The sequence below is a fragment of the Bradyrhizobium sp. UNPF46 genome (assembly GCF_006658625.1).
Classification (GTDB): domain Bacteria; phylum Pseudomonadota; class Alphaproteobacteria; order Rhizobiales; family Xanthobacteraceae; genus Bradyrhizobium; species Bradyrhizobium nitroreducens.
Genome location: NZ_LFJB01000009.1, coordinates 15,806 through 37,539 on the forward strand (window position 1 = coordinate 15,806; position 21,734 = coordinate 37,539).

General features: G+C 64.7%; 21 protein-coding genes. 20 read left to right on the plus strand and 1 reads right to left on the minus strand.

The features are described from left to right. Nucleotide 1 precedes the first annotated feature (1 nt). The 6 genes from UNPF46_RS05035 to mmsB all read left to right on the plus strand — a co-directional run bounded on the left by UNPF46_RS05035 (nt 2) and on the right by mmsB (nt 6,985). On the plus strand, nt 2-928 hold the full coding sequence (locus UNPF46_RS05035) for a Gfo/Idh/MocA family protein (RefSeq protein ID WP_142249270.1): 927 nt from the start codon (nt 2-4) through the stop codon (nt 926-928). Nucleotides 929-930: 2 nt separating this feature from the next. After that, entirely contained in the window at nt 931-2,010 is a 1,080-nt protein-coding gene (locus tag UNPF46_RS05040) for an aldose epimerase family protein (RefSeq protein ID WP_142249271.1), read from the plus strand. Further along, nucleotides 2,010-2,888 (plus strand): SMP-30/gluconolactonase/LRE family protein, encoded by an 879-nt coding sequence (locus UNPF46_RS05045; RefSeq protein ID WP_181769805.1) that lies wholly within the window; start codon nt 2,010-2,012, stop codon nt 2,886-2,888. Before UNPF46_RS05040 ends, UNPF46_RS05045 begins: the two co-directional genes overlap by 1 nt. Before the next feature lie 73 nt (nt 2,889-2,961). Next, entirely contained in the window at nt 2,962-4,035 is a 1,074-nt protein-coding gene (chvE, locus tag UNPF46_RS05050) for a multiple monosaccharide ABC transporter substrate-binding protein (RefSeq protein WP_142249274.1), read from the plus strand. 185 nt (nt 4,036-4,220) lie between these two features. Next, nucleotides 4,221-5,798: a multiple monosaccharide ABC transporter ATP-binding protein gene (gene mmsA / locus UNPF46_RS05055; RefSeq protein WP_142249275.1), complete on the plus strand. Its 1,578-nt coding sequence runs from the start codon at nt 4,221-4,223 to the stop codon at nt 5,796-5,798. Further along, the gene (mmsB, locus tag UNPF46_RS05060) at nt 5,795-6,985 is read left to right on the plus strand and encodes a multiple monosaccharide ABC transporter permease (protein ID WP_142249276.1); all 1,191 of its coding nucleotides are present in this window, start codon (nt 5,795-5,797) and stop codon (nt 6,983-6,985) included. Before mmsA ends, mmsB begins: the two co-directional genes overlap by 4 nt. Before the next feature lie 116 nt (nt 6,986-7,101). On the opposite strand, the gene UNPF46_RS37310 is transcribed toward mmsB, so the two are convergent. Then, nucleotides 7,102-7,269 (minus strand): hypothetical protein, encoded by a 168-nt coding sequence (locus UNPF46_RS37310; RefSeq protein ID WP_100177805.1) that lies wholly within the window; start codon nt 7,267-7,269, stop codon nt 7,102-7,104. 173 nt (nt 7,270-7,442) lie between these two features. Here UNPF46_RS37310 and UNPF46_RS05065 point away from each other — a divergent pair, with 173 nt between their 5' ends. The 14 genes from UNPF46_RS05065 to UNPF46_RS05130 all read left to right on the plus strand — a co-directional run bounded on the left by UNPF46_RS05065 (nt 7,443) and on the right by UNPF46_RS05130 (nt 21,734). Next, complete coding sequence (locus UNPF46_RS05065; protein ID WP_142249278.1) at nt 7,443-8,021, plus strand: cytochrome c oxidase subunit 3 family protein; 579 nt, start codon at nt 7,443-7,445, stop codon at nt 8,019-8,021. Further along, nucleotides 8,018-8,281: a cytochrome C oxidase subunit IV family protein gene (locus UNPF46_RS05070; protein WP_100177803.1), complete on the plus strand. Its 264-nt coding sequence runs from the start codon at nt 8,018-8,020 to the stop codon at nt 8,279-8,281. The genes UNPF46_RS05065 and UNPF46_RS05070 overlap by 4 nt, the downstream gene beginning before the upstream one ends. 111 nt (nt 8,282-8,392) lie before the next feature. Beyond that, nucleotides 8,393-8,845 (plus strand): c-type cytochrome, encoded by a 453-nt coding sequence (locus UNPF46_RS05075; RefSeq protein ID WP_100177802.1) that lies wholly within the window; start codon nt 8,393-8,395, stop codon nt 8,843-8,845. A gap of 40 nt (nt 8,846-8,885) precedes the next feature. Beyond that, nucleotides 8,886-10,232 (plus strand): cbb3-type cytochrome c oxidase subunit I, encoded by a 1,347-nt coding sequence (locus UNPF46_RS05080; RefSeq protein ID WP_097659318.1) that lies wholly within the window; start codon nt 8,886-8,888, stop codon nt 10,230-10,232. Nucleotides 10,233-10,295: 63 nt separating this feature from the next. Beyond that, on the plus strand, nt 10,296-11,105 hold the full coding sequence (locus UNPF46_RS05085) for a CbbQ/NirQ/NorQ/GpvN family protein (RefSeq protein WP_100177801.1): 810 nt from the start codon (nt 10,296-10,298) through the stop codon (nt 11,103-11,105). A 10-nt stretch (nt 11,106-11,115) separates the two neighbouring features. Beyond that, nucleotides 11,116-13,035 carry a nitric oxide reductase activation protein NorD gene (locus tag UNPF46_RS05090; RefSeq protein ID WP_142249279.1) on the plus strand — a complete coding sequence of 640 codons (1,920 nt, stop codon included), beginning with the start codon at nt 11,116-11,118 and terminating at the stop codon, nt 13,033-13,035. Nucleotides 13,036-13,108: 73 nt separating this feature from the next. Then, on the plus strand, nt 13,109-13,771 hold the full coding sequence (locus tag UNPF46_RS05095) for an HAD family hydrolase (RefSeq protein ID WP_142249280.1): 663 nt from the start codon (nt 13,109-13,111) through the stop codon (nt 13,769-13,771). Nucleotides 13,772-13,778: 7 nt separating this feature from the next. Beyond that, nucleotides 13,779-14,729, plus strand: coding sequence for a sugar-binding transcriptional regulator (locus tag UNPF46_RS05100; RefSeq protein WP_100177798.1), 951 nt, complete (start codon nt 13,779-13,781; stop codon nt 14,727-14,729). 394 nt (nt 14,730-15,123) lie between these two features. Continuing rightward, nucleotides 15,124-16,377, plus strand: a complete 1,254-nt coding sequence (locus UNPF46_RS05105; protein ID WP_246668607.1) for an ABC transporter substrate-binding protein — start codon at nt 15,124-15,126, stop codon at nt 16,375-16,377. Nucleotides 16,378-16,523: 146 nt separating this feature from the next. After that, entirely contained in the window at nt 16,524-17,396 is an 873-nt protein-coding gene (locus tag UNPF46_RS05110; RefSeq protein WP_142249282.1) for a carbohydrate ABC transporter permease, read from the plus strand. A gap of 3 nt (nt 17,397-17,399) precedes the next feature. Further along, nucleotides 17,400-18,230, plus strand: a complete 831-nt coding sequence (locus UNPF46_RS05115) for a carbohydrate ABC transporter permease (protein WP_142249283.1) — start codon at nt 17,400-17,402, stop codon at nt 18,228-18,230. A gap of 15 nt (nt 18,231-18,245) precedes the next feature. Next, complete coding sequence (locus UNPF46_RS05120; RefSeq protein WP_142249284.1) at nt 18,246-19,253, plus strand: ABC transporter ATP-binding protein; 1,008 nt, start codon at nt 18,246-18,248, stop codon at nt 19,251-19,253. Between the two features lie 20 nt (nt 19,254-19,273). Continuing rightward, on the plus strand, nt 19,274-20,047 hold the full coding sequence (locus UNPF46_RS05125; RefSeq protein WP_142249285.1) for an SDR family NAD(P)-dependent oxidoreductase: 774 nt from the start codon (nt 19,274-19,276) through the stop codon (nt 20,045-20,047). Nucleotides 20,048-20,087: 40 nt separating this feature from the next. Further along, on the plus strand, nt 20,088-21,734 hold the full coding sequence (locus tag UNPF46_RS05130; RefSeq protein ID WP_142249286.1) for an FGGY-family carbohydrate kinase: 1,647 nt from the start codon (nt 20,088-20,090) through the stop codon (nt 21,732-21,734).

Consider the following 21,734-nt stretch of genomic DNA (forward strand, 5'->3'; position numbering starts at 1 on the left):
CGTGACCGAACTTCGCATCGCCATCGTCGGCTTCGGCAAGATCGCGCGTGACCAGCACCTCGGTGCGATCGCCGCCGTGCCGGGCGCGACGCTGACCGCAATCGCCAGCCGCAATGCCTCGCTGCCGGGACTGCCGCATTTCGCCACCATCGAGGAGCTGTTGGAGAAGGGGCCGCCAATCGATGCGGTCTCGCTCTGCACGCCGCCGCAGGTGAGGCGCGCGCAAGCCGCCGCGGCGCTCGCGGCCGGCAAGCATGTCATGCTGGAGAAGCCGCCGGGCACCGGCGTTGCCGAGCTCGATCCGCTTGTAGCGATGGCGGTGGAGGCAAAGCGAACGCTGTTTGCGACCTGGCATTCGCGCCATGCGCCGGCGGTCGAGCCCGCGCGCCAATGGTTGCTGGAGCGACGCATCAGGTCGGTGCACATCGACTGGAAGGAAGACGTTCGCGTCTGGCATCCCGGGCAGGGTTGGATCTGGGAGCCGGGCGGCCTTGGCGTGTTCGACCCCGGTATCAACGCGCTGTCGATCCTGACCAGGATCCTGCCGAAGCCGGTGTTCGTCACCGCGGCCAAGCTGGCCTTTCCCGCCAATTGCCAGGCGCCGATTGCAGCGAGCCTGACGCTGACCGACATCGAGGGCCTGCCCGTAACGGCCGAATTCGACTTCCGCCAGACCGGGCCGCAGAGTTGGGACATCCTTGTCGAAACCGACCGGGGCCGCCTGACGCTGTCCGGCGGCGGCAGGAGCATGGCGATCGATGGCAACACATTTGCCGAGGCCCCAGATGAAGAATATCGGGAGCTTTACCGGCGCTTCGTCGAGCTCACGGCGACGGGCACAAGCGATGTCGACCTGGCGCCTCTGCGTCTCGTCGCCGACGCCTTCCTGCTCGGCAAGCGTACGATCGTCGAACCGTTTGTGGATTGATCATGGCCGGCTCAAGGAAAACAGAAAGAGACGTCTTCGGAACGCTGCCTGACGGTCGCAAGGTCGAGCGCATCGTGCTGCGCGGGGAGGGCGGCTTCGAGGCCCGCATCATCACCCATGGCGCGGTGATCCAGGCGCTGATCGCGCCGGATGCCGGGGGCGGCTACGACGACGTCGTGCTCGGCCATGACGGCTTCGCCGGCTATCTCGCAGAACGTAAATTCTTCGGTGCCACCGTCGGCCGCTACGCCAACCGCATCGCCAAAGGACAATTCTCGCTCGACGGCGAAACCGTGCAGCTCCCGGTCAACAACGGCCCCAATGCGCTCCATGGCGGCCTCGACGGTTTCGATCGCAAGCTCTGGGAGATCGCGGAGGTCGACGAAGGCGCCGAGCCCGCTGTGACGCTCACCTATACGAGTCCGCATGGTGAGGAGAACTATCCCGGCAAGCTCGATGTCCGCCTGACCTATCGCATCACCGGCCCGTCCGAGCTATCACTCGAGATGGAGGCGCGAACCGACCGGCCGAGCATCGTCAACTTGACCAACCACAGCTTCTTCAATCTGGAAGGCGCAACATCTGGCTCGTCGATCCTCGACCACGAGCTCACGGTCGCGGCCGAGCATTTCCTTGCCATCGATCCCACCGCGATCCCGTTGCCCGGTCCGCCGCGCGCCGTAGCCGGCACGCCGTTCGACTTCCGCGAACCTCGGTCGGTTGGCGAGCGCATCCGGCAAGGCGACCAGCAATTGCAGAATGGCAGGGGTTATGACCACACCTACTGCCTCGGGCGTGATGGCAAGCTCGCATTCGCCGCGCGGCTGGAGGCGCCGCGCTCGGGACGCATCATGGAGCTGCTGACCAATCAGCCGGGGCTCCAGGTCTATTCCGGCAATTATCTCGACGGCACGATTTCGGGGAAGGGCGGCAAGCTGATCCGGCAGTCGGACGCGATGTGCCTGGAGCCGCACATCTGGCCCGATGCGCCGAACCGGCCGGATTTCCCGAGCCCGCGCCTCGATCCGGGCCAGGTCTATCGCCATCACACGGTCTATCGCTTTGCAGTGAGGACGCCATGATGGAACAGGTCACCACCTCCGTTCTCTCCGACAATCCCTGCCATCTCGGCGAGGGCCCGACCTATGACGTGACCACCGACACCGCCTGGTGGTTCGACATCCGCGAGGGACGGCTGTTCGAAGCGCAACTTGGCAGCCGCAGCATACGCGTCCATTCGCTCGGCCGGATGGCGAGCGCGCTCGGGCGCATCGATGCCGAACGGCAGCTGATCGTCTCCGAGGACGGGCTTTACATTCGCAAGCTCGCCGACGGTGCGATGACGCTGTTCCTTCCGCTCGAAGCGGGCAACACCGTCACGCGCTCCAATGATTGCCGCGTGCACCAGTCCGGCACGTTCTGGATCGGCACCATGGGCAAGAAGGCCGAGCCGAAGGCAGGCGCGATCTACGCGCTCCATCGCGGCAAGATCTCGACACTGTTTCCCGACATCAGCATTCCCAATTCCATCTGCTTCTCGCCCGATGGCGCCACCGGCTATTTCACCGACACCCCACGCGCCATTCTCTATGCCGTGCCGCTCAATCCGGACACCGGACTGCCACGCGGCGAGCCGGAGGTGCTGTTGCGCCATACGGGTATCGGCGGCCTCGACGGTTCGGTGTGCGATGCGGACGGAAATATCTGGAATGCCTGCTGGGGCGCGAGCCGTATCGATGTCTATTCTCCGCAAGGCGAGCGTCTACGCTCACTGAGTGTGCCGGCAAGACAGGCGAGCTGCCCCGCTTTCGTCGGCCCCGATCTGTCGCGCCTCCTCGTCACGTCAGCCTGGCAGGATATGGACGCGACCGCGCGCGCCGCCGACCCGCAGGCTGGTTACACTTTTCTATTGGAGGCATCCGCGCGCGGTCGCGCGGAGCCCGACGTCAAGCTCGCATAGGAGACAAGAAAGCAGCCCACGACCACGTTCTCGTTGAAGCAAAGAAACAGTCTGACACCCAAGGGAGTGAAATATGCTGAAACTGAAGACGACATTCCTCGCGCTGGCGTTGGCCGGCGCTGCGACGATGGCCACAGGCCTCACCGCCTTTGCCCAGGACAAGGCGATCGTCGGGATCGCGATGCCGACCAAATCGTCGGCGCGCTGGATCGATGACGGCAACAACATGGTGAAGGTGCTGAAGGAGCGCGGTTACAACACCGACCTGCAATATGCCGAAGACGACATTCCGAACCAGCTCTCGCAGGTCGAGAACATGGTGACCAAGGGCGCGAAGGCCCTGGTCATTGCCGCGATCGATGGCACCACGCTGTCCGACGTGCTCAAGCAGGCCAAGGCGAAGGGCATCACCGTGATCGCCTATGACCGCCTGATCCGTGGTACGCCGAACGTCGACTATTACGCGACCTTCGACAATTTCCAGGTCGGTGTGCTCCAGGCGCAATCGATCGAGAAAGGCCTCGGCCTGAAGGAGGGCAAGGGCCCGTTCAACATCGAGCTGTTCGGCGGCTCGCCCGACGACAACAACGCCTACTTCTTCTACAACGGTGCGATGAGCGTGCTGAAGCCCTACATCGACGGCGGCAAGCTCGTCGTCGCCTCGGGCCAGATGGGCATGGACAAGGTCGCGACGCTCCGCTGGGACGGCGCCACCGCCCAGGCCCGCATGGACAATCTGCTCAGCGCCTATTACGGCAACAAGAAGATCAACGCCGTGCTGTCGCCCTACGACGGCATCTCGATCGGAATCATCTCCTCGCTGAAGGGCGTCGGCTATGGCAGCGCCGACCAGCCGATGCCGGTCATCTCGGGGCAGGACGCCGAGGTGCCCTCGATCAAGGCGATGCTGCGCGGCGATCAGTATTCGACCATCTTCAAGGACACCCGCGACCTCGCCAAGGTGACCGCCGACATGGTCGACGCTGCGCTCGCCGGCAAGCAGGTCACGGTCAACGACACCAAGACCTATGAGAACGGCGTCAAGACCGTGCCGTCCTATCTGCTCAAGCCGGTCGTGGTCTACAAGGACAATTGGGAGAAGGTCCTGGTCGAGAGCGGCTACTACAAGAAGTCGCAGTTCCAGTAGAACTGCTTCTTCTCCCTCTCCCCGCTTGCGGGGAGAGGGTCGGGGTGAGGGGGAGCCTCCGCGAGGGAGGTGGCAGCGGGACTCGCGGAGACTTCCCCTCACCCGGATCACATCTTGCGATGCGATCCGACCTCTCCCCGCAAGCGGGGAGATGTGAACCAACAGCGATCGAGGGAAGCGAAATCATGACCGCCATGCTGGAGATGCGCAACGTCAGCAAGAGCTTTGCCGGTGTGCAGGCGCTGCGCGACGTCAATTTCTCGGTTCAGGCAGGGCAGATCCATGCCCTTGTCGGCGAGAACGGCGCGGGCAAGTCGACGCTGATGAAGGTGCTCAGCGGCGTTTATCCCGCGGGCAGCTACGAGGGCACCATCGTCTTCGAGGGCGAGGAGCGCCGCTTCCGCGACATCAACGATTCCGAGGCACTCGGCATCATCATCATCCACCAGGAGCTGGCGCTGATCCCGCTGATGTCGATCGCGGAGAACATCTTTCTTTCGCATCCGCCGTCGAAGTTCGGCGTGATCGACCGCGATGAAGTCTATCGGCGCACGCGCGAGCTGCTGGCGCAGGTCGGCTTGAGGGAATCCCCTGACACCCTGATCACCGATCTCGGTGTCGGCAAGCAGCAGCTCGTCGAGATCGCCAAGGCGCTCTCCAAGCGCGTGCGGATGCTGATTCTGGACGAGCCGACCGCCAGCCTCAACGAGGCTGACAGCGCAGCGCTGCTCGAGCGCCTGATGGCCTTTCGCGAGCAGGGCATCGGCTCGATCCTGATCTCGCACAAGCTCAACGAGGTCGCCAAGGTTGCCGACCACATCACCGTGCTGCGCGACGGCCGCACTGTGGACAGCATCGATTGCCATGCCGAGCCGATCCAGGAAGACCGCATCATCCGCAGCATGGTCAACCGCGACATGGCTCACCGCTTCCCGGAGCGTAACGCAAAGATCGGGCAACCCGTGCTCACCGTCGAGAACTGGTCGGTTTATCATCCCATTCATCCCGAGCGGCAGGTGATCAAGAATGTCGGCTTCAGCGTCAAGCGCGGCGAGGTCGTGGGCATTGCCGGATTGATGGGCGCCGGGCGCACCGAATTCGCCATGAGCCTGTTCGGCCGCTCCTGGGGCACTGCGATCACCGGAACCCTCCGGCTCGAAGGCCGGAACATGGTGCTGCCGAGCGTCGCGGCGGCGATCGACGCCGGCCTTGCCTATGTCACCGAGGACCGCAAGCAGCTCGGCCTCATCCTGGCCGATGACGTCCGCAAGAACATCACGCTCGCCAGCCTCGACCAGGTCGCGCCGGGGAGGGTGATCGACGACATCGCCGAGCTGAAGATTGCCAGCGACTATCGCACCCGGATGCGTATCCGCTGCTCCGATGTCTACCAGGAAACCGGCCAGCTTTCCGGCGGCAACCAGCAAAAGGTGGTGCTGTCCAAATGGCTGATGACGGACCCAAAGGTCCTGATCCTGGACGAGCCGACGCGAGGCATCGACGTCGGTGCCAAATACGAGATTTACTGTATCATCAACGAGCTGGCGGAAGCCGGCCGCGGCGTCGTGGTGATCTCCTCGGAGATGCCCGAGCTGCTCGGCATCTGCGACCGCATCTGCGTCATGAATGACGGCGCCTTCGTCGGGGAGTTCAAGGGCGCCGAGGCGACGCAGGAGAAGATCATGCGCGCCATCATGCGCAACGACCGAAATATTGGGAACGCCGCGCCAGCGGCCGCGGAGATGGGAGGATCGCAGCTATGACCGACAAGACGGTATCGCTGCCTGAAGAGCGCCGGCACGGCAGCTTCATCAAGAACAATTTGCGCAACTACGGCATGCTGATGTCGTTGATCGCGATCATGTTGTTCTTCCAGGTCATGACCGGCGGCACGCTGCTGCAGCCGCTGAACCTGACGAACCTGGTGCTCCAGAACAGCTACATCGTCATCATGGCACTCGGTATGCTGCTGGTGATCGTCACCGGTCATATCGACCTGTCGGTCGGCTCGGTCGCCGGCTTTGTCGGCGCGGTGGCCGCTGTGCTGATGGTGACCTACAAGGTTGACTACACGATTGCCTTCATTGCCTGCCTGTTGCTGGGAGCGGCGATCGGCGCGGCGCAGGGCTATTGGGTGGCCTTCTTCGGGATTCCGTCCTTCATCGTGACGTTGGCGGGCATGCTGGTGTTCAAGGGCCTCGCGCTCGCGGTGCTGCAGGGGCAGTCACTCGGCCCGTTCCCGGCGACATTCCAGAAGCTGTCCTCCGGCTTCATTCCCGAGCTTCTGCCCGAGGCCGGCACGCTGCATCCGACCTCCATGCTCATCGGTGCCGTGCTCGCGCTCGGTCTCGTCTATGCCAGCGCCAAGGGCCGCTCGCGCGAGCAATCGCACGGCATCGAGGTCGAACCGTATGCGTTCTTCCTGGGCAAGAGCATCCTTCTCGCCTGCGCCGTGCTCTACTTCACCTATCTGATCGCCTCGCATCGTGGTCTGCCCAACGTGCTGGTGATCATGACCGCGTTGATCGCGCTCTATGGCTTCGTCACTCGCCGCACCGTGATCGGCCGGCAGGTCTATGCGGTGGGCGGCAACGCCAAGGCGGCAAAACTGTCGGGCATCAAGACCGAGCGGCTGACGTTCCTGACCTTCGTCAACATGGGCGTGCTCGCCGCGCTGGCCGGCCTCGTCTTCGCCGCGCGCCTGAACACCGCGACGCCGAAGGCGGGTCTGGGCTTCGAGCTCGACGTCATCGCCGCCTGCTTCATCGGCGGTGCCTCGGCCTATGGCGGTGTCGGGCGCGTCGGCGGCGCCGTGGTCGGCGCCATGATCATGGGCGTGATGAACAACGGCATGTCCATCCTCGGCATCGGCATCGACTATCAGCAGGTCATCAAGGGCCTGGTGCTGCTGGGGGCGGTGTGCATCGACGTATATAATCAGCGGCGCTAGCCACGTCGGCGGTGCCATAGAGTGGGCAAAGGCGCCACGCGCCGTGCCCACCATTCATCTCTGATCGAGAGAGAGACGTGGGCACGCGTCCGCCTGCGGCGACCGTTTTGCGCACCCTACGGCAGCGGTGTTTGGGTCGTGAACAGCACCGTTGCGATCGCGACGGAGAGGGTCACCGCCGATACGGTGGCCACGGTCGACAGCACCCCCATTCGCCGGAGCGCAATGGCGAACACAATGATGATGGGGGTCGCCGTCAGCAGCCCGATTTGTGCATCGCTCATCTCATCGCTCACCCTTTTGCGGAACCGCCGGATGCATCAACCTTATGACGGCGGGGCGGTCGAGACGTTGCGATAGCACAAACGCGCCCTCGGCCGGTTGCACTATTTGTCCGGCGACAAAGTCGCAATCGCGCCGGTGAGATATCTGTTCGGTGTCTCGAGTTGGAATTCAGATGTCGGCGACGGATTGCGAGCAACAGGGCACCGGCTGGGGAATCCTGGAAGATCTTCCCGGCGATCCCATGATCTGGGTGCTCATCTTCAGCGAGCTCGCCGCCTTCGGCCTGTTCCTCGGTGCTTTCGTCATCGCTCGCGCGCTTCATCCGGCCGTCTTTGCCTCCGGTCAGGCCACGCTTGACGCGCACCTGGCGGGAATCAACACCATCGTGCTCGTGACCAGCGGCTGGGCCGCTGCGCGGGCGACGGCTGCTGCACGGGCAGGCGAGAGAGGGCGTGCGCGGGGCTGGCTGTTCGGCGCCATGGCTCTTGGCGGCGTCTTCATCGCGGTCAAGCTGACCGAATATGCCGGCGAGATCGGATTAGGAAACGGCCTGGAGACCAGCCCGTTCTTCACGCTGTACTTCCTCCTCACCGGCTTCCATCTCCTGCATGTCGGCCTCGGCATCGTCATCCTGGCCGTAGTTTCCCGGGGCGCCCGAGCCGAGGGCGTCGAGACCGGGACCGCCTTCTGGCACATGGTCGATCTGCTCTGGATCGTCATGTTTCCCATCATCTATCTGGTGCACCCGTGAGTCCGGATCGTCTCGACATCGCCTGGCTTACCTTGATCGGCCTTGCGCTCGCGACCCTTCTGGTTCCCTCGCTGGTGTCGCGCCCCTTGTTCGCCAACGCCTTGCTGCTGACATTCGCCGCCCTCAAGGGCCGCCGTATCGTGCTCGATTTCCTCGATCTTCGCGCCGCGCCGGCGCTTTGGCGCGGTCTCGTCAGCGCCTGGGTTGTCATCGTGGTGCTGTTCGCCTGGCTCGCATCCGCCATCATCGCCCTGATCTGACCGGCGGTTGTACATCGTCGCGCTCGTTGCGCTTCGTCAAAGAGCACTTCCCGGCGATCGTCAATAAATCGCATCACAGAATTTCTCGACTCAAACCGGAAAGGATTGGCAATGGCTGAACGCCTGACCAAGTCGGCCGCTCGAAATGTGTTCTACGGCGGCTCGGCCTTCTTCTTCGCCATCTTCATAGGGCTGACGGCGCACAGCCATTACTACATGGCCACGACATCCACGGACGCCACGACGCTGACGTCGTCGGTCGCCCGCGGCAAGCATGTCTGGGAGAAGAACTCCTGCATCAACTGCCACACGCTGCTGGGCGAGGGCGCCTATTTCGCCCCCGAGGTCGGCAACGTCTGGGATCGCTGGGGCGGCAAGGAAGATCCGGCCGCGGCTCGCGAGACGCTGAAGGCCTGGATGCAGTCGCAGCCCTCGGGCGCAGAGGGCCGGCGGCAGATGCCGCAGTTCAACCTGACCGACCAGGAGCTCAACGACCTCGCTGACTTCCTGCAATGGGCCAGCACGATCAAGCGTCAGAGCTGGCCGCCGAACAAGGCCGGCTGAGCATGCTGCTTTCTTCTTCTCAAGACAGAGAGAACTCGAGATGAAATATCAAACCCAGAAAGTCGCGATGCTGTATTTCTACGGCGCGCTGACCTTGTTCCTGGCCCAGGTCCTGTTTGGCCTCCTCGCTGGAACCATCTACGTCCTGCCCAATACCCTGTCGGTCATCCTGCCGTTCAACATCGTCCGGATGATCCACACCAACGCGCTGATCGTCTGGTCGTTGATCGGATTCATGGGGGCGACCTACTATCTGCTCCCGGAAGAGACCGAGAACGAGCTCTACAGCCCGCTGCTGGCGAAGATCCAGTTCTGGATGTTCTTCGGCGCAGCCGGCGTCGCAGTGGTCGGCTACCTCTTCCACTATCACGAGGGCCGCGAGTTCCTCGAACAGCCTTTCATCATCAAGGTCGGCATCGTCGTCGTCTGCCTGATGTTCCTGTTCAACGTCACGATGACGGCGCTGAAGGGGCGCAAGACCACGATCACCAACATCCTGCTGTTCGGGCTGTGGGGCGTTGCGATCTTCTTCCTGTTCGCCTTCTACAACCCGGCGAACCTTGCCGTCGACAAGATGTACTGGTGGTACGTCGTCCATCTCTGGGTCGAGGGCGTCTGGGAGCTGATCATGGCCTCCGTGCTCGCCTATCTCATGATCAAGCTCAACGGCATCGATCGTGAGGTCGTCGAGAAGTGGCTCTACGTCATCATTGGGCTAGCGCTGTTCTCCGGCATTCTCGGCACCGGCCACCATTTCTACTGGATCGGCGCGCCCGGCTACTGGCAGTGGATCGGCTCGCTGTTCTCCACGCTCGAGGTTGCGCCGTTCTTCACCATGGTGATCTTCACGGTGCAGATGACCTGGAAGGCCGGCCGCAAGCATCCGAACCGCGCCGCGCTGTTGTGGTCGGTCGGCTGCTCCGTGATGGCGTTCCTCGGCGCCGGCGTGTGGGGCTTCCTGCACACGCTGTCCTCGGTGAACTACTACACCCACGGCACCCAGGTCACCGCCGCGCACGGCCATCTCGCCTTCTTCGGCGCCTATGTGATGCTGAACCTGTCGGTGATGGCCTATGCGATCCCGCAGCTCAAGGGACGTGCGCCCTATAACCAGTGGCTCTCGATGACCAGCTTCTGGATCATGTGCACGGCGATGATGACCATGACCTTCGCGCTGACCTTCGCCGGCGTGGTCCAGGTCCATCTGCAGCGCGTCCTCGGCCAGAGCTACATGGACGTGCAGGACCAGCTCGCGATGTTCTATTGGGTCCGCCTCGGCTCCGGTGTGTTCGTTGCGATCTCCGCGCTGATGTTCGTCTGGGCCGTGCTGGTGCCGGGCCGCGAGAAGCAGGCGACCATTTCTGCCGCACTGCAGCCGGCCGAGTGAACGAGAAAGGGCGGCCGCGGTTCGCCGCGGCCGCCTCCTTCCTGGAAAGTCCGGAGAGACATCATGAAAGCTGCCCTTCACACGGTCACCTCGGCGCCGGAGCTGCCGGCCTATGTTCCGTCCGGAAACGAATGCGAGCTCTTCGAGCATGCCTGGCGGCGGCGTCTGCCGGTGTTGCTCAAGGGGCCGACCGGCTGCGGCAAGACGCGCTTCGTCGCGCATATGGCGGCGCGGCTGGGACTGCCGCTTCACACCGTCGCCTGTCACGACGATCTCACCGCCGCCGATCTCACCGGCCGCTATCTGCTCAGGGGCGGCGATACCGTGTGGACCGATGGTCCGCTGACGCGCGCCGTGCGCGAAGGCGGCATCTGCTATCTCGACGAGGTCGTGGAGGCCCGCAAGGACGTCACCGTCGTGCTGCATCCGCTAACCGATGATCGCCGCATCCTGCCGCTGGAGCGCACCGGCGAGGAGCTGGTGGCGCCTGATAGCTTCATGCTCGTCGTCTCCTACAATCCCGGCTACCAGACGCTGCTGAAGGCGTTGAAGCCCTCGACGCGCCAGCGCTTCGTCGCCATCGAGTTCGATTTCCTGCCGCCAGAGCAGGAGATCGGCGTCGTGTCCGCCGAAAGCGGGCTGTCGCCGGAGCGCGTGCGGCCGCTGGTGGGGCTGGCTGGGCGGCTGCGCGCGCTCAAGGGCCACGATCTGGAAGAGGGCGTCTCGACCCGGCTCGTGGTCTATTGCGCGACCCTGATTGCCGCCGGCACGCCGATCGCCGATGCGGTGCTGGCCGGCATGATCGAGCCGCTCACCGACGACGCCGACGTGAAGGCGGCGCTGCTGGACGTCGCGCGCGCCGTCATCGGGTGAGGCCGCGGTCATGCTCGACTTCCTCGAACTGGAGGAGACGGTCGGCCGTGCTTGGCACAGGATGGTCGGCGGCACCGCGAGCTATCCGGTCCACGACGATCATGCCGTCGCTCTGACCGACATGAGGGGCCGGCTCGCGGTGATGTTCCGCGCGCTCGGCGGCGAGACGGGGGTGCAGATCGCGAGCGCAAGCGCGCGAAAATCGGGACACCGTCTCGGCTGGAGGCAGCGCATCGGCCTTGGTGACGAGCGATTGGAGCAGCCGGGCCGCGACGCCGCGACCATCTTCCTTCCCGATCGCATCTCGATCTTTCCCGACCGCGCGTTGAACGCGGCGCTCTATCGCTGGCTTGCGGCGTGGTTCGCCGCCGCGCCGATCGAGACGATGACGGAAGCCGATCCGCTGCGGCGGGATCTTCTGGTGTTGCGCCGGGCGAGCGAGACGGCGGTCTGGGTGCTCACGCAATTTCCCGGCCTCGTCGCCGACTACGCGCAGCTGGCCGCAGCAACCGCCGAGGCCAGGCCTCGTCGTCCCTTGCCGCGCATCGAGCAGGAGGTCGAGCAGATCGTGCTGGCCCTGCTCGGAGCCGGCGGGGCGCCTGCCGGCAAGCTGTGGCCGGCGATGATGGGAACAGCCCCGCTGCCCGAAAAGGCGCCGCCGGGTTATCATTCGATCCTGCCGTGTCCGCTCTGGGGGGATTGCTGGACGCGCGAGCTCTCGCCCGCCCATGCCGGCGAGGACGAGTGCGCGCCGGGCGCGGAAGCCGCGGCCGATGATAATCGCAAGCGCTTTGCCGTCCGCGAGCGCGAGGACAATGCCAACCGACGCGATCCTTTCGTGCTCAACCGTTTCGAGAAGATTCTCGCGATGGCCGAGATGGTCAATGTCGACCGTCCCGCCGACGACAGCGAGGACGAGGATGCGCAGAAGGCCGCCGACGATCTCGAGGAGATCACGCTCAGCCGCCGCACCGGCAAGCCGGCGAGCCGGTTCAAGTTCGATCTCGACCTGCCGCCGGAAGCCCTCGACACCTCGAAGCTGAATGCGGACCTCACTTATCCCGAATGGGACTATCGCAGCGGCTCCTATCTGCCGGATCATTGCCGCGTGCTCGCGGCGGGGGCCTCCGAGCAGGGCGAGAGCTGGACGCCTGACGACGCCACGCGACGGCATATCCGCCAGGTGCGCCGTCGCTTCGAGGTGCTGCGGCCGCGCCACGAACTGATGCGCGCCCAGGCCGACGGACACGATCTCGACCTCGACGCGCTGGTGCGCGCGCAATGCGACCGTCGCGCCGGCAGCGGCGGCAGCGGTCTCGATCGCATCCATGTCGCGATGCGCCCGCAAGGGCACGATCTCGCCGTCACGCTGCTGGTCGACGTCTCGCTGTCGACGGATGCCTGGGTCGACGGCTACCGCGTGCTCGACGTCGAGAAGGAGGCGCTGCTGGTGCTCGCCCACGGGCTTTCGGCCTGCGGTGACCACCACAGCATCCTGACCTTCACCTCGCGCCGGCGCTCCTGGGTGCGGCTCGAAACCGTCAAGGCGTTCGGCGAGCCGATGAGCGCGACGGTGGAACGCCGCATCGGTGCGTTGAAGCCCGGTTATTACACGCGCATCGGCACGGCGGTGCGCCATGCCGCGGCCGAGCTCGCCCGCCAGCCGCAGCGCAAGAAGCTGCTGATCGTCCTCACCGACGGCAAGCCGAACGACGTCGATCATTACGAGGGCCGCTTCGCGGTCGAGGATACCCGCAAGTCGGTCCAGGAGGCGCGCCGCCTCGGCATCGCCGCCTTCGGCGTCACGGTGGACGCGACAGCACAATCCTACTTCCCGACCCTGTTCGGCCGCGGCGGCTACGCCATCGTCGGCAGCATCAAGCGGCTGCCCGCCGCGCTGCCGGCGATCTACCGGCAGGTCGCCCACTAATCCAGGCGCACCGCGGCGTCCGGTCGTCCTGTGAGCTATTGCTCATAACTTGAGTATATGATCGTATGTCCGGATGGGCGATGGCCAGCCGAGACCCGATCTGATCATCTTCGATTGCGACGGCGTGCTCGTCGACAGCGAGCTGTTGAGCTGCCGCTGCCTGTCCGAGATGCTGGCTGAGTACAACATTGCGCTGAGCCTGGAGCAGGCGCTCGAGCTCTTTCTCGGCCGCAGCACCAAGGCGATCGAGCAGCATTTTCGCGATTTGGGCCGGATCGTGCCGGACGGCTTTCTGCCGCGCCTGAAGTCGCGGGTGCTGTCGACATTCGCGGCGTCGCTCGAGCCGATTCCCGGCATTGCCGGCGTGATGTCCGGTCTGTCCGTGCCGTTCTGCGTGGCCTCGTCCAGCGACCTCGACCGCGTCGCGTTCTCCCTCGAGGTCACCGGCCTGCGTGCGCATTTCGGCGAGCGGCTCTACACCGCGCAAATGGTCAGGCATGGCAAGCCGGCGCCAGACCTCTTTCTCCTCGCGGCGGAGAAGATGGGGGTGCGACCTGCGCGCACGCTGGTGATAGAGGACAGCGTCAGCGGGGTGCAGGCCGGCAAGGCGGCCGGCATGACCGTCTGGGGATTTGTCGGCGGCAGCCATTACCGCGGACGCGACGGAGAGGCTATATTGTCGAGCGCGGGGGCGGACCGGGTCTTCGCGCGCATGAGCGATTTCTGGGAGGCGTGAGGCCCGCATGGCCGCCGACAACGACAAGTCGCGACTCGACGATGCCGCGCGCGCCGGCTGGCTCTATTTCATCGCCGGTCACACCCAGGACGAGATTGCAAGGATGCTGCAGGTCTCGCGCGCCTCGGCGCAGCGGCTGGTGTCGTTGTGCCTCGCCGAGCGCCTCATCACGTTCCGGCTCGAACATCCCATCGCCGCCTGCATGGAACTTGCAGCGCGCCTGAAGGAGCGTTTCGACCTCGTCCATTGCGAAGTGGTGCCGGCCGATCCGGCGGCTCCTCAGGCCACGGCAGGCATCGCCGAACGCTGCGCCAATCTGCTCGATGCGACACTGCGCTCGGAAACGCCCGTGATCGTCGCGCTCGGCACCGGCCGGGCGGTGCGCGCGGCCGTCGAGCGCGTCACGCCGATCGATCGACCCAATCACCAGATCGTCTCGCTGGTCGGCAATATCTCCGCCGATGGTTCGGCGAGCTTCTACGACACCGTCGGCCGGCTCGCGGACCGCACGGGCGCACGGCACTATCCGATGCCGCTGCCGTTCCTGATGTCGTCCGAGGACGAGCGCAACAAGATGGTCCGCATCGAGCCGATCGCCAAGGTGAGGGCGGTCGCGGCCAAGGCGGATTTGCGCCTCGTCGGCATCGGCCAGATGGACCAGAAGGCGCAGGTTCACATCGACGGCTTCGTCACGCGCGACGAATTGTTCGAGATGATGCGGCTGGGCGCCATCGGCGAGATCACCGGTTGGGCCTATGATTCCAAGGGGCGCCTGCTCAAGGCCGGCACCAACAAGCGCCTCACCAGCATTCCGCCGGAAGTACCGGCGAAGACCACGACGATCGGCGCTGCCGTCGGCGCCGCCAAGGTCGTGGCGATTGCCGCGGCGTTGAGCGGAGGCCTGATCAACGGCCTGATCACCGACGAGACGACGGCAAGGGCGATTTTGGAGCGGTAGGGCCGGCGCGTTTCGAGCGTCAGCGAGGCATACAATCTCGCCACTCGCTCCGCTGTCATCGTCCGCCTTGTGCGCAGCTGCGCACTGGGGCGGACGATCCAGTACGCCGCGGCCACGCTTGAGGCAAACCTATAGACGTCACGGAGTACTGGGTGCCCCGCTTTCGCGGAGCACGACAGTGTGGGCGGGGCGACACCTCCCACCCCCTCCCGCATTGCAGCACTCATAAGTTGCTGGAACGGCCCCGCGCCTGCTTGACAAGTTCGGTCCCTCCATTGAACATACGCCCAACGCGTGGGCATATGCCCAAAACGCGAGTTGAGGGGAGGTCACTGTGAAACACGTCCTGGGCGCCGTCTGCGGCGCGTCTGCACTTTTGCTGGCCGTCCCCGCGATGGCCGAAACGACCCTGACGATCGCCACCGTCAACAACGGCGACATGATCCGCATGCAGGGGCTGACGAGCGAATTCACCAAGAAGAACCCCGACATCACGGTGAAGTGGGTCACGCTGGAGGAGAACGTGCTGCGTCAGCGCGTCACCACCGACATCGCCACCAAGGGCGGTCAGTTCGACGTGCTCACCATCGGCACCTATGAGGTGCCGATCTGGGCCAAGAAGGGCTGGCTGGTGCCGCTCGCCAATCTCGGCGCAGATTACGACGTTGCCGACCTCCTGCCCAGGATCAAGGACGCGGTCTCTGCCGATGGCAAGCTCTACGCCGCGCCGTTCTATGGCGAGAGTTCGATGGTGATGTACCGTACCGACCTGTTCGACAAGGCCGGCCTCAAGATGCCGGAGAAGCCGACCTGGGACTTCGTCATCGACGCCGCCAAGAAGCTCACCGACAAGGGCGCCGGCACCTACGGCATCTGCCTGCGCGGCAAGGCCGGCTGGGGCGAGAACATGGCGTTCCTCTCGGCCATGGCCAATTCCTACGGCGCGCGCTGGTTCGACGAGAAGTGGGAGCCGCAGTTCAACACGCCGGAATGGAAGACGACGCTCACGACCTACGTCAACCTGATGAAGGAAGCAGGACCTCCCGGTGCAAGCTCGAACGGCTTCAACGAGAATCTCGCGCTATTCAACGCCGGCAAGTGCGCGATGTGGATCGACGCGACGGTGGCGGCGTCCTTCGTCACCAACCCCAAGGATTCCAAGGTTGCCGACAAGGTCGGCTTTGCGCTCGCGCCCAACACCGGGCTCGGCAAGAATGCCAACTGGCTTTGGGCCTGGAACCTCGCAATCCCCGCCGGCTCCAAGAAGGCGGAAGCGGCCGAGAAGTTCATCGCCTGGGCAACCAGCAAGGACTACACCAAGCTCGTGGCGTCGAAGGAGGGCTGGGCCAACGTGCCGCCGGGCACGCGCACCTCGCTCTACCAGAACCCCGACTATCTGAAGGTCGCTCCGTTCGCGAAGCTCACGCTGGCCTCGATCGACGCGGCCGATCCGAACAAGCCGACGGTCAAGCCGGTGCCCTATGTCGGCGTGCAATACGCCGCGATCCCCGAATTCCAGGGCATCGGCACCCAGGTCGGCCAGCAATTCTCCGCGGCACTTGCGGGCTCGATGACGGTCGATGCCGCGCTCACGGCGGCGCAATCGGCGACCGAGCGCGAGATGAAGCGCGCCGGCTACATCAAGTGAACCCGAGCTCGGCCTCCTGAGCTCCGACTTGCGGCCATCCAGAGCTATGGATGGCCGCCTTCTTCCCGAGGTTTCATTTTGACGCGTTTTCTTCCCGCGAACCGGTCTCCACTTCGCTCGAAAACGCTCTGAAGGAGAAGCCGACGATGGCAACCCGGCAGACGCAGTTTCTGGCGCGCGCGCTCCTGACGCCGGCCGTCGGGCTGCTGTTCATCTGGATGATCGTCCCGCTGGCGCTGACGATCTACTTCTCGACGCTGCATTACAGCCTGCTCGATCCCGGCTCGGAATCGTTCGTGGGCCTTGAGAATTTCCGCTACTTCCTCACTGATCCCGCCTTCCTCGCATCGCTCCAGAATACGCTGGTGCTGGTCGGCTCCGTGCTGGCGCTGACGATCCTGCTCGGCATTCCCCTGGCGCTGTTGATGGACCAGCCGGTGATCGGGCGCAATTTCGTGCGGCTGATGGTGATTGCGCCGTTCTTCGTGATGCCGACGGTCAGCGCGCTGGTCTGGAAGAATTTGTTGATGCACCCGGTGTCCGGCCTGTTCGCCTGGCTCGCCAAGCTGCTCGGGCTGACGCCGATCGATTGGTTCACCGACGCGCCGCTGCTCGCGGTGATCCTGATCGTCGCTTGGCAATGGCTGCCGTTCGCGACGCTGATCCTGCTGACCGCGCTGCAATCGCTCGACGAGGAGCAGAAGGAGGCCGCCGAGATGGACGGCGCCAGCGCGCTCTCGACCTTCATCTACATCACGTTGCCGCATCTGGCGCGTCCCATCACGGTGGTGATCCTGATCGAGACCATCTTCCTGCTGACGGTGTTTGCCGAGATCTTCGTCACGACCGGGGGAGGGCCGGGCCTGCAGACCACCAACATCGCCTTCCTGATCTATTCGCAGGCTCTGATCCAGTTCGACGTCGGCAGCGCCTCGGCGGGCGGCCTCGTCGCGGTCGTGATCGCCAATATCGTCGCCTTCTTCCTCGTCCGCATCGTCGGCCGCAATCTGGAGGCTTGACACATGGCACGGATGGCGACGGCGCGGCGGGTGGTGGTCTCGACGATCGGGGCGTGGTTCTCCGGCTTCCTGATCTTCTTCCCGATCCTCTGGATGGTGCTGACGAGCTTCAAGACCGAACTCGAGGCCTTCGCCATCCCGCCGTCCTTCCTGTTCTTCCATTGGACCACGGAAAACTATGCCACCGTGCAGGAGCGCAGCGACTATCTCCTGCACGCGATGAACTCGATCATCATCGCCGGCGGCTCGACCTTGATTGCGCTCCTGATCGCGATCCCCGCGGCGTGGTCGATGGCGTTCTCGCCAACGAAGCGCACCAAGGACGTCCTGCTCTGGATGCTCTCGACCAAGATGATGCCGCCGGTCGGTGTGCTGGTGCCGATCTATTTGATCTACAAGACGTTCGGTCTGCTCGATTCCCGCATCGGCCTGGTTTTCATCCTGTGCCTCGGCAATTTGCCGATCGTGATCTGGATGCTGTTCACCTATTTCAAGGAGATCCCGCGCGACATCCTGGAAGCCGCGCGCATGGACGGTGCCACCATCGGGCGCGAGCTGGTCTACGTGTTGACGCCGATGGCGATCCCGGGGCTGGCCTCCACGCTGCTGCTGAACCTGATCCTCGCCTGGAACGAGGCGTTCTGGACGCTGAACCTGTCGACCTCGAACGCAGCGCCGCTCACCACGTTCATCGCATCCTATTCCAGCCCTGAAGGGCTGTTCTGGGCAAAACTGTCGGCGGCGTCCACGCTGGCGATCGCGCCCATTCTCGTCCTCGGTTGGTTCAGCCAGAAGCAGCTCGTGCGCGGGCTCACCTTTGGCGCGGTGAAGTAGAGGGGCTGCCGGATCATGGGTCAGATCACACTTCAGGGCGTGCAGAAATCCTTCGGCCCCGTGCACATCATCAAGGGTGCCGACCTCGACATCGCCGACGGTTCTTTCGTCGTGTTCGTCGGTCCTTCCGGTTGCGGCAAGACCACCTTGCTGCGGCTGATCGCCGGGCTCGAAGACGTCACCGGCGGCAGCATCCTGATCGACGGCAAGAACGTGGTCGACACCCCGCCGGCCAAGCGTGGCCTCTCGATGGTGTTCCAGTCCTACGCGCTCTATCCACATATGAGTGTGCGCGGCAATATCGGATTTGGCCTTAAGATGGCCGGTCTGCCGAAGGACGAGATCAACCGCAAGGTCGAGGCAGCCGCCGCGACGCTGAACCTCTCGCCGTATCTCGACCGCAAGCCGCGCGAGCTCTCCGGTGGCCAACGCCAGCGCGTCGCGATCGGGCGCGCCATCGTCCGCGAGCCCAAGGGATTCCTGTTCGACGAGCCGCTCTCCAATCTCGACGCCGCGCTGCGCGTGCAGATGCGCATCGAGGTGACGCGGCTGCAGAAGCAGCTCGGCACCACCGCCATCTATGTCACCCACGACCAGGTCGAGGCCATGACCATGGCCGACAAGATCGTCGTGCTCAATGCCGGCAAGATCGAGCAGTACGGCTCGCCGCTGGAGCTCTACGAGCGCCCGAACAACCTCTTCGTCGCCGGATTCATCGGCTCCCCGAAGATGAATCTCGTCGCCGGCGAGCTTGCCCAGCAGCAGGGCGCGGCCACCATCGGCGTGCGGCCGGAGCATCTGAAGATCGAACGCGACGGTACCGGCGGCTGGGTAGGCACGATCGCAGTCGCCGAGCATCTGGGCAGCGACACCTTCCTCTATGTCGATGCCGGTCCGCTTGGGATGCTGACCGCACGCTATGTCGGCGAGCTGAGCCTGCATGCCGGCGACCGCGTGTCGCTGGTGCCGGACCCCGCGCGCATCCACCGCTTCGACGCAAGCGGCAACGCGCTTCGGAACTAACAAGTAACGGGAATACGATCATGTACCTGGAAAAATTCAAGCTGACCGGCAAGACCGCGTTCATCACCGGCGGCGGGCAGGGCATTGGGCTGGCCTGCGCCGAAGCGCTGGCTGAAGCCGGCGCCAGGGTCATCATCGGCGATCGCGACGGCAAGGTCGCCGACGGCGCCAAGGCGACGTTGAGGGCGAAGGGCATCGACATCGAGACCGCGATCATGGATGTGACCGACACCAGACGTGTGGCGGAGGTCGCGAACGATCTCGTCGCCCGCCACGGCAGGGTCGACATTCTCGTCAACAACGCAGGTATCGCCCGCAGCGAAACCCCGGCCGAGACCGTCACCGACGAGCACTGGCTCAACGTCATCGACGTCAATCTCAACGGCACCTTCTGGTGCTGCCGCGAATTCGGCAAGCACATGCTGAAGGCCGGAAGCGGCGCCATCGTCAATGTCGGCTCGATGTCCGGATTCATCGTCAACAAGCCGCAGGAGCAGTGCTTCTACAACGCCTCCAAGGCGGGAGTGCACCACCTCACCAAATCACTGGCTTCCGAATGGGGCGCGCGCGGCATCCGCGTCAACGCGGTGGCGCCGACCTATATCGAAACGCCTCTCAACGCCTTCGTGAAGAGCAATCCGAAGATGTACGACGCCTGGATCGGCGGAACCCCGATGGCGCGGATGGGGCAGGTCGAGGAGATCGCCTCCGTCGTGCTGTTCCTCTCGTCCGAGGCTGCGAGCCTGATGACCGGCAGCATCGTGCTGGTGGATGGCGGCTACACTTGCTGGTAGGCTCACCGTCAAAACTGACGGAAAGCGACCGGGAGTGACAATGCCGCGAGCGTATATCGGCGTCGACGTGGGGACCACGAGCGCGCGGGCAGGGGTGTTTGACGAGGCCGGAACCCTGCTTGCGACCGCGCGACATCCGATCCGGATCTGGCACGAGCCCGGTGATATCGTCGAGCAATCCTCGCAGGACATCTGGGACGCCTGCGTCAGATCAGTGCGGGCAGCGTTGGCGGAAGCCGCGATCGCGCCCGACAGCGTCGGCGGCATCGGGTTCGACGCCACCTGCTCCCTCGTGGTGCTCGACCGGCAGGGCGAGCCGCTCACGGTCAGCACATCCGGCGACAAGCAGCGCAATGTCATCGTCTGGATGGACCACCGCGCCATCGCCGAGGCGCGGCTGATCAACGAGACCGAGGATGCGGTGCTGCGCTATGTCGGCGGTTCGATCTCGCCCGAGATGGAGACGCCGAAGCTGCTATGGCTCAAGCGGCACCTTCGTGCGAGCTTCGACGCGGCCGGCCACTTCTTCGATCTGGCGGATTACCTGACCTGGCGCGCGACCGGCTCGCTGCAGCGTTCGACCTGCACCGTCACCTGCAAATGGAACTATCTCGCCCACGATGCCGGCGGCTGGAGCGCGCAATTCTTCAAGCGCATCGGCCTGTCTGACTTCGTCAACGAGACATACGCCCGCATCGGCACCGAGATCGTCGCCCCTGGAACGCGGCTCGGCAACGGTCTCACCCGCACCGCCGCGGCCGAGCTGGGCCTGACACCGGGAATGCCGGTCGGCGCCTCCTTGATCGACGCCCATGCCGGCGGCATCGGTGCGATCGGCGGGCGCGACGGCTCGGGCGGGGCGAGCGATGTCTGCGACCGCCTCGCCTACATCATGGGTACGTCGGCCTGCATCATGGCGACGACGAAAGAGCCGTGCTTCGTCCCGGGCGTTTGGGGCCCCTATTACTCCGGCATGGTCCCGGACTTCTGGCTCAACGAGGGCGGCCAGTCCGCGGCAGGTGCGGCGATCGACCATCTCCTCAAGTCGCATTCGGGCTTTGCCGAGGCGAGCGCGGCGGCGCGGAGCGAGAGCGTCGATCTCATCGAATTCCTCGAGCGCCGCATCATCGCGCGCGCAGGCAGCGCCAGCCGTGCCGCGCTGCTCGCCCGTGACGTCCATGTCCTCCCAGAGTTCATCGGCAACCGCTCGCCTTATGCCGATCCGGATACCCGGGCGGTGATCGCAGGCCTCGATCTCGACACCGATATCGCCTCGATGGAGCGGTTGTTCGTCGCCGGCCTGTGCGGGCTGGCCTATGGGCTCGCCGAGGTGATCGAGGCCTTTGCCGCGCATGGTGTCCGCTCCAGCCTCATGATCATGGGAGGCGGTGCGAGCCGCAGCCCGCTGGTGCGGCAGATCATGGCGGATACGACGGGCCTCACCGTCGCGCTGCCGCAGACGAAAGAGCCGGTGCTGCTGGGTGCCGCCATGCTCGGGGCGGTGGCCGGCGGCGCCTATGCTTCGATCGGAGAGACCATGGCCAAGATGTCGGCGCTGGGGCGGAAAAGCGAGCCGACCACGCCTGATATGGCCGCGTTTCACACGCGCAAGCGCGAGGTCTACAAGCTGCTGCGCGAGGTCGATCGCCGCAGCCGTGTGGTGATGGGCGACATCGCGAGAGGTTGA

What these genes read in the sequence shown, in the direction of transcription:
- UNPF46_RS05065 (WP_142249278.1), top strand. Translation starts at nt 7,443, where the DNA reads ATGTCGGCGACGGATTGCGAGCAACAGGGCACCGGCTGGGGAATCCTG.
- UNPF46_RS05075 (WP_100177802.1), top strand. Translation starts at nt 8,393, where the DNA reads ATGGCTGAACGCCTGACCAAGTCGGCCGCTCGAAATGTGTTCTACGGC.
- UNPF46_RS05115 (WP_142249283.1), top strand. Translation starts at nt 17,400, where the DNA reads ATGGCACGGATGGCGACGGCGCGGCGGGTGGTGGTCTCGACGATCGGG.
- UNPF46_RS05120 (WP_142249284.1), top strand. Translation starts at nt 18,246, where the DNA reads ATGGGTCAGATCACACTTCAGGGCGTGCAGAAATCCTTCGGCCCCGTG.
- mmsB (WP_142249276.1), top strand. Translation starts at nt 5,795, where the DNA reads ATGACCGACAAGACGGTATCGCTGCCTGAAGAGCGCCGGCACGGCAGC.
- UNPF46_RS05130 (WP_142249286.1), top strand. Translation starts at nt 20,088, where the DNA reads ATGCCGCGAGCGTATATCGGCGTCGACGTGGGGACCACGAGCGCGCGG.
- UNPF46_RS05085 (WP_100177801.1), top strand. Translation starts at nt 10,296, where the DNA reads ATGAAAGCTGCCCTTCACACGGTCACCTCGGCGCCGGAGCTGCCGGCC.
- mmsA (WP_142249275.1), top strand. Translation starts at nt 4,221, where the DNA reads ATGACCGCCATGCTGGAGATGCGCAACGTCAGCAAGAGCTTTGCCGGT.
- UNPF46_RS05080 (WP_097659318.1), top strand. Translation starts at nt 8,886, where the DNA reads ATGAAATATCAAACCCAGAAAGTCGCGATGCTGTATTTCTACGGCGCG.
- UNPF46_RS05110 (WP_142249282.1), top strand. Translation starts at nt 16,524, where the DNA reads ATGGCAACCCGGCAGACGCAGTTTCTGGCGCGCGCGCTCCTGACGCCG.
- UNPF46_RS05045 (WP_181769805.1), top strand. Translation starts at nt 2,010, where the DNA reads ATGGAACAGGTCACCACCTCCGTTCTCTCCGACAATCCCTGCCATCTC.
- UNPF46_RS05095 (WP_142249280.1), top strand. Translation starts at nt 13,109, where the DNA reads ATGGGCGATGGCCAGCCGAGACCCGATCTGATCATCTTCGATTGCGAC.
- UNPF46_RS05105 (WP_246668607.1), top strand. Translation starts at nt 15,124, where the DNA reads ATGGCCGAAACGACCCTGACGATCGCCACCGTCAACAACGGCGACATG.
- UNPF46_RS05090 (WP_142249279.1), top strand. Translation starts at nt 11,116, where the DNA reads ATGCTCGACTTCCTCGAACTGGAGGAGACGGTCGGCCGTGCTTGGCAC.
- UNPF46_RS37310 (WP_100177805.1), bottom strand. Translation starts at nt 7,269, where the DNA reads ATGAGCGATGCACAAATCGGGCTGCTGACGGCGACCCCCATCATCATT.
- UNPF46_RS05100 (WP_100177798.1), top strand. Translation starts at nt 13,779, where the DNA reads ATGGCCGCCGACAACGACAAGTCGCGACTCGACGATGCCGCGCGCGCC.
- chvE (WP_142249274.1), top strand. Translation starts at nt 2,962, where the DNA reads ATGCTGAAACTGAAGACGACATTCCTCGCGCTGGCGTTGGCCGGCGCT.
- UNPF46_RS05040 (WP_142249271.1), top strand. Translation starts at nt 931, where the DNA reads ATGGCCGGCTCAAGGAAAACAGAAAGAGACGTCTTCGGAACGCTGCCT.
- UNPF46_RS05125 (WP_142249285.1), top strand. Translation starts at nt 19,274, where the DNA reads ATGTACCTGGAAAAATTCAAGCTGACCGGCAAGACCGCGTTCATCACC.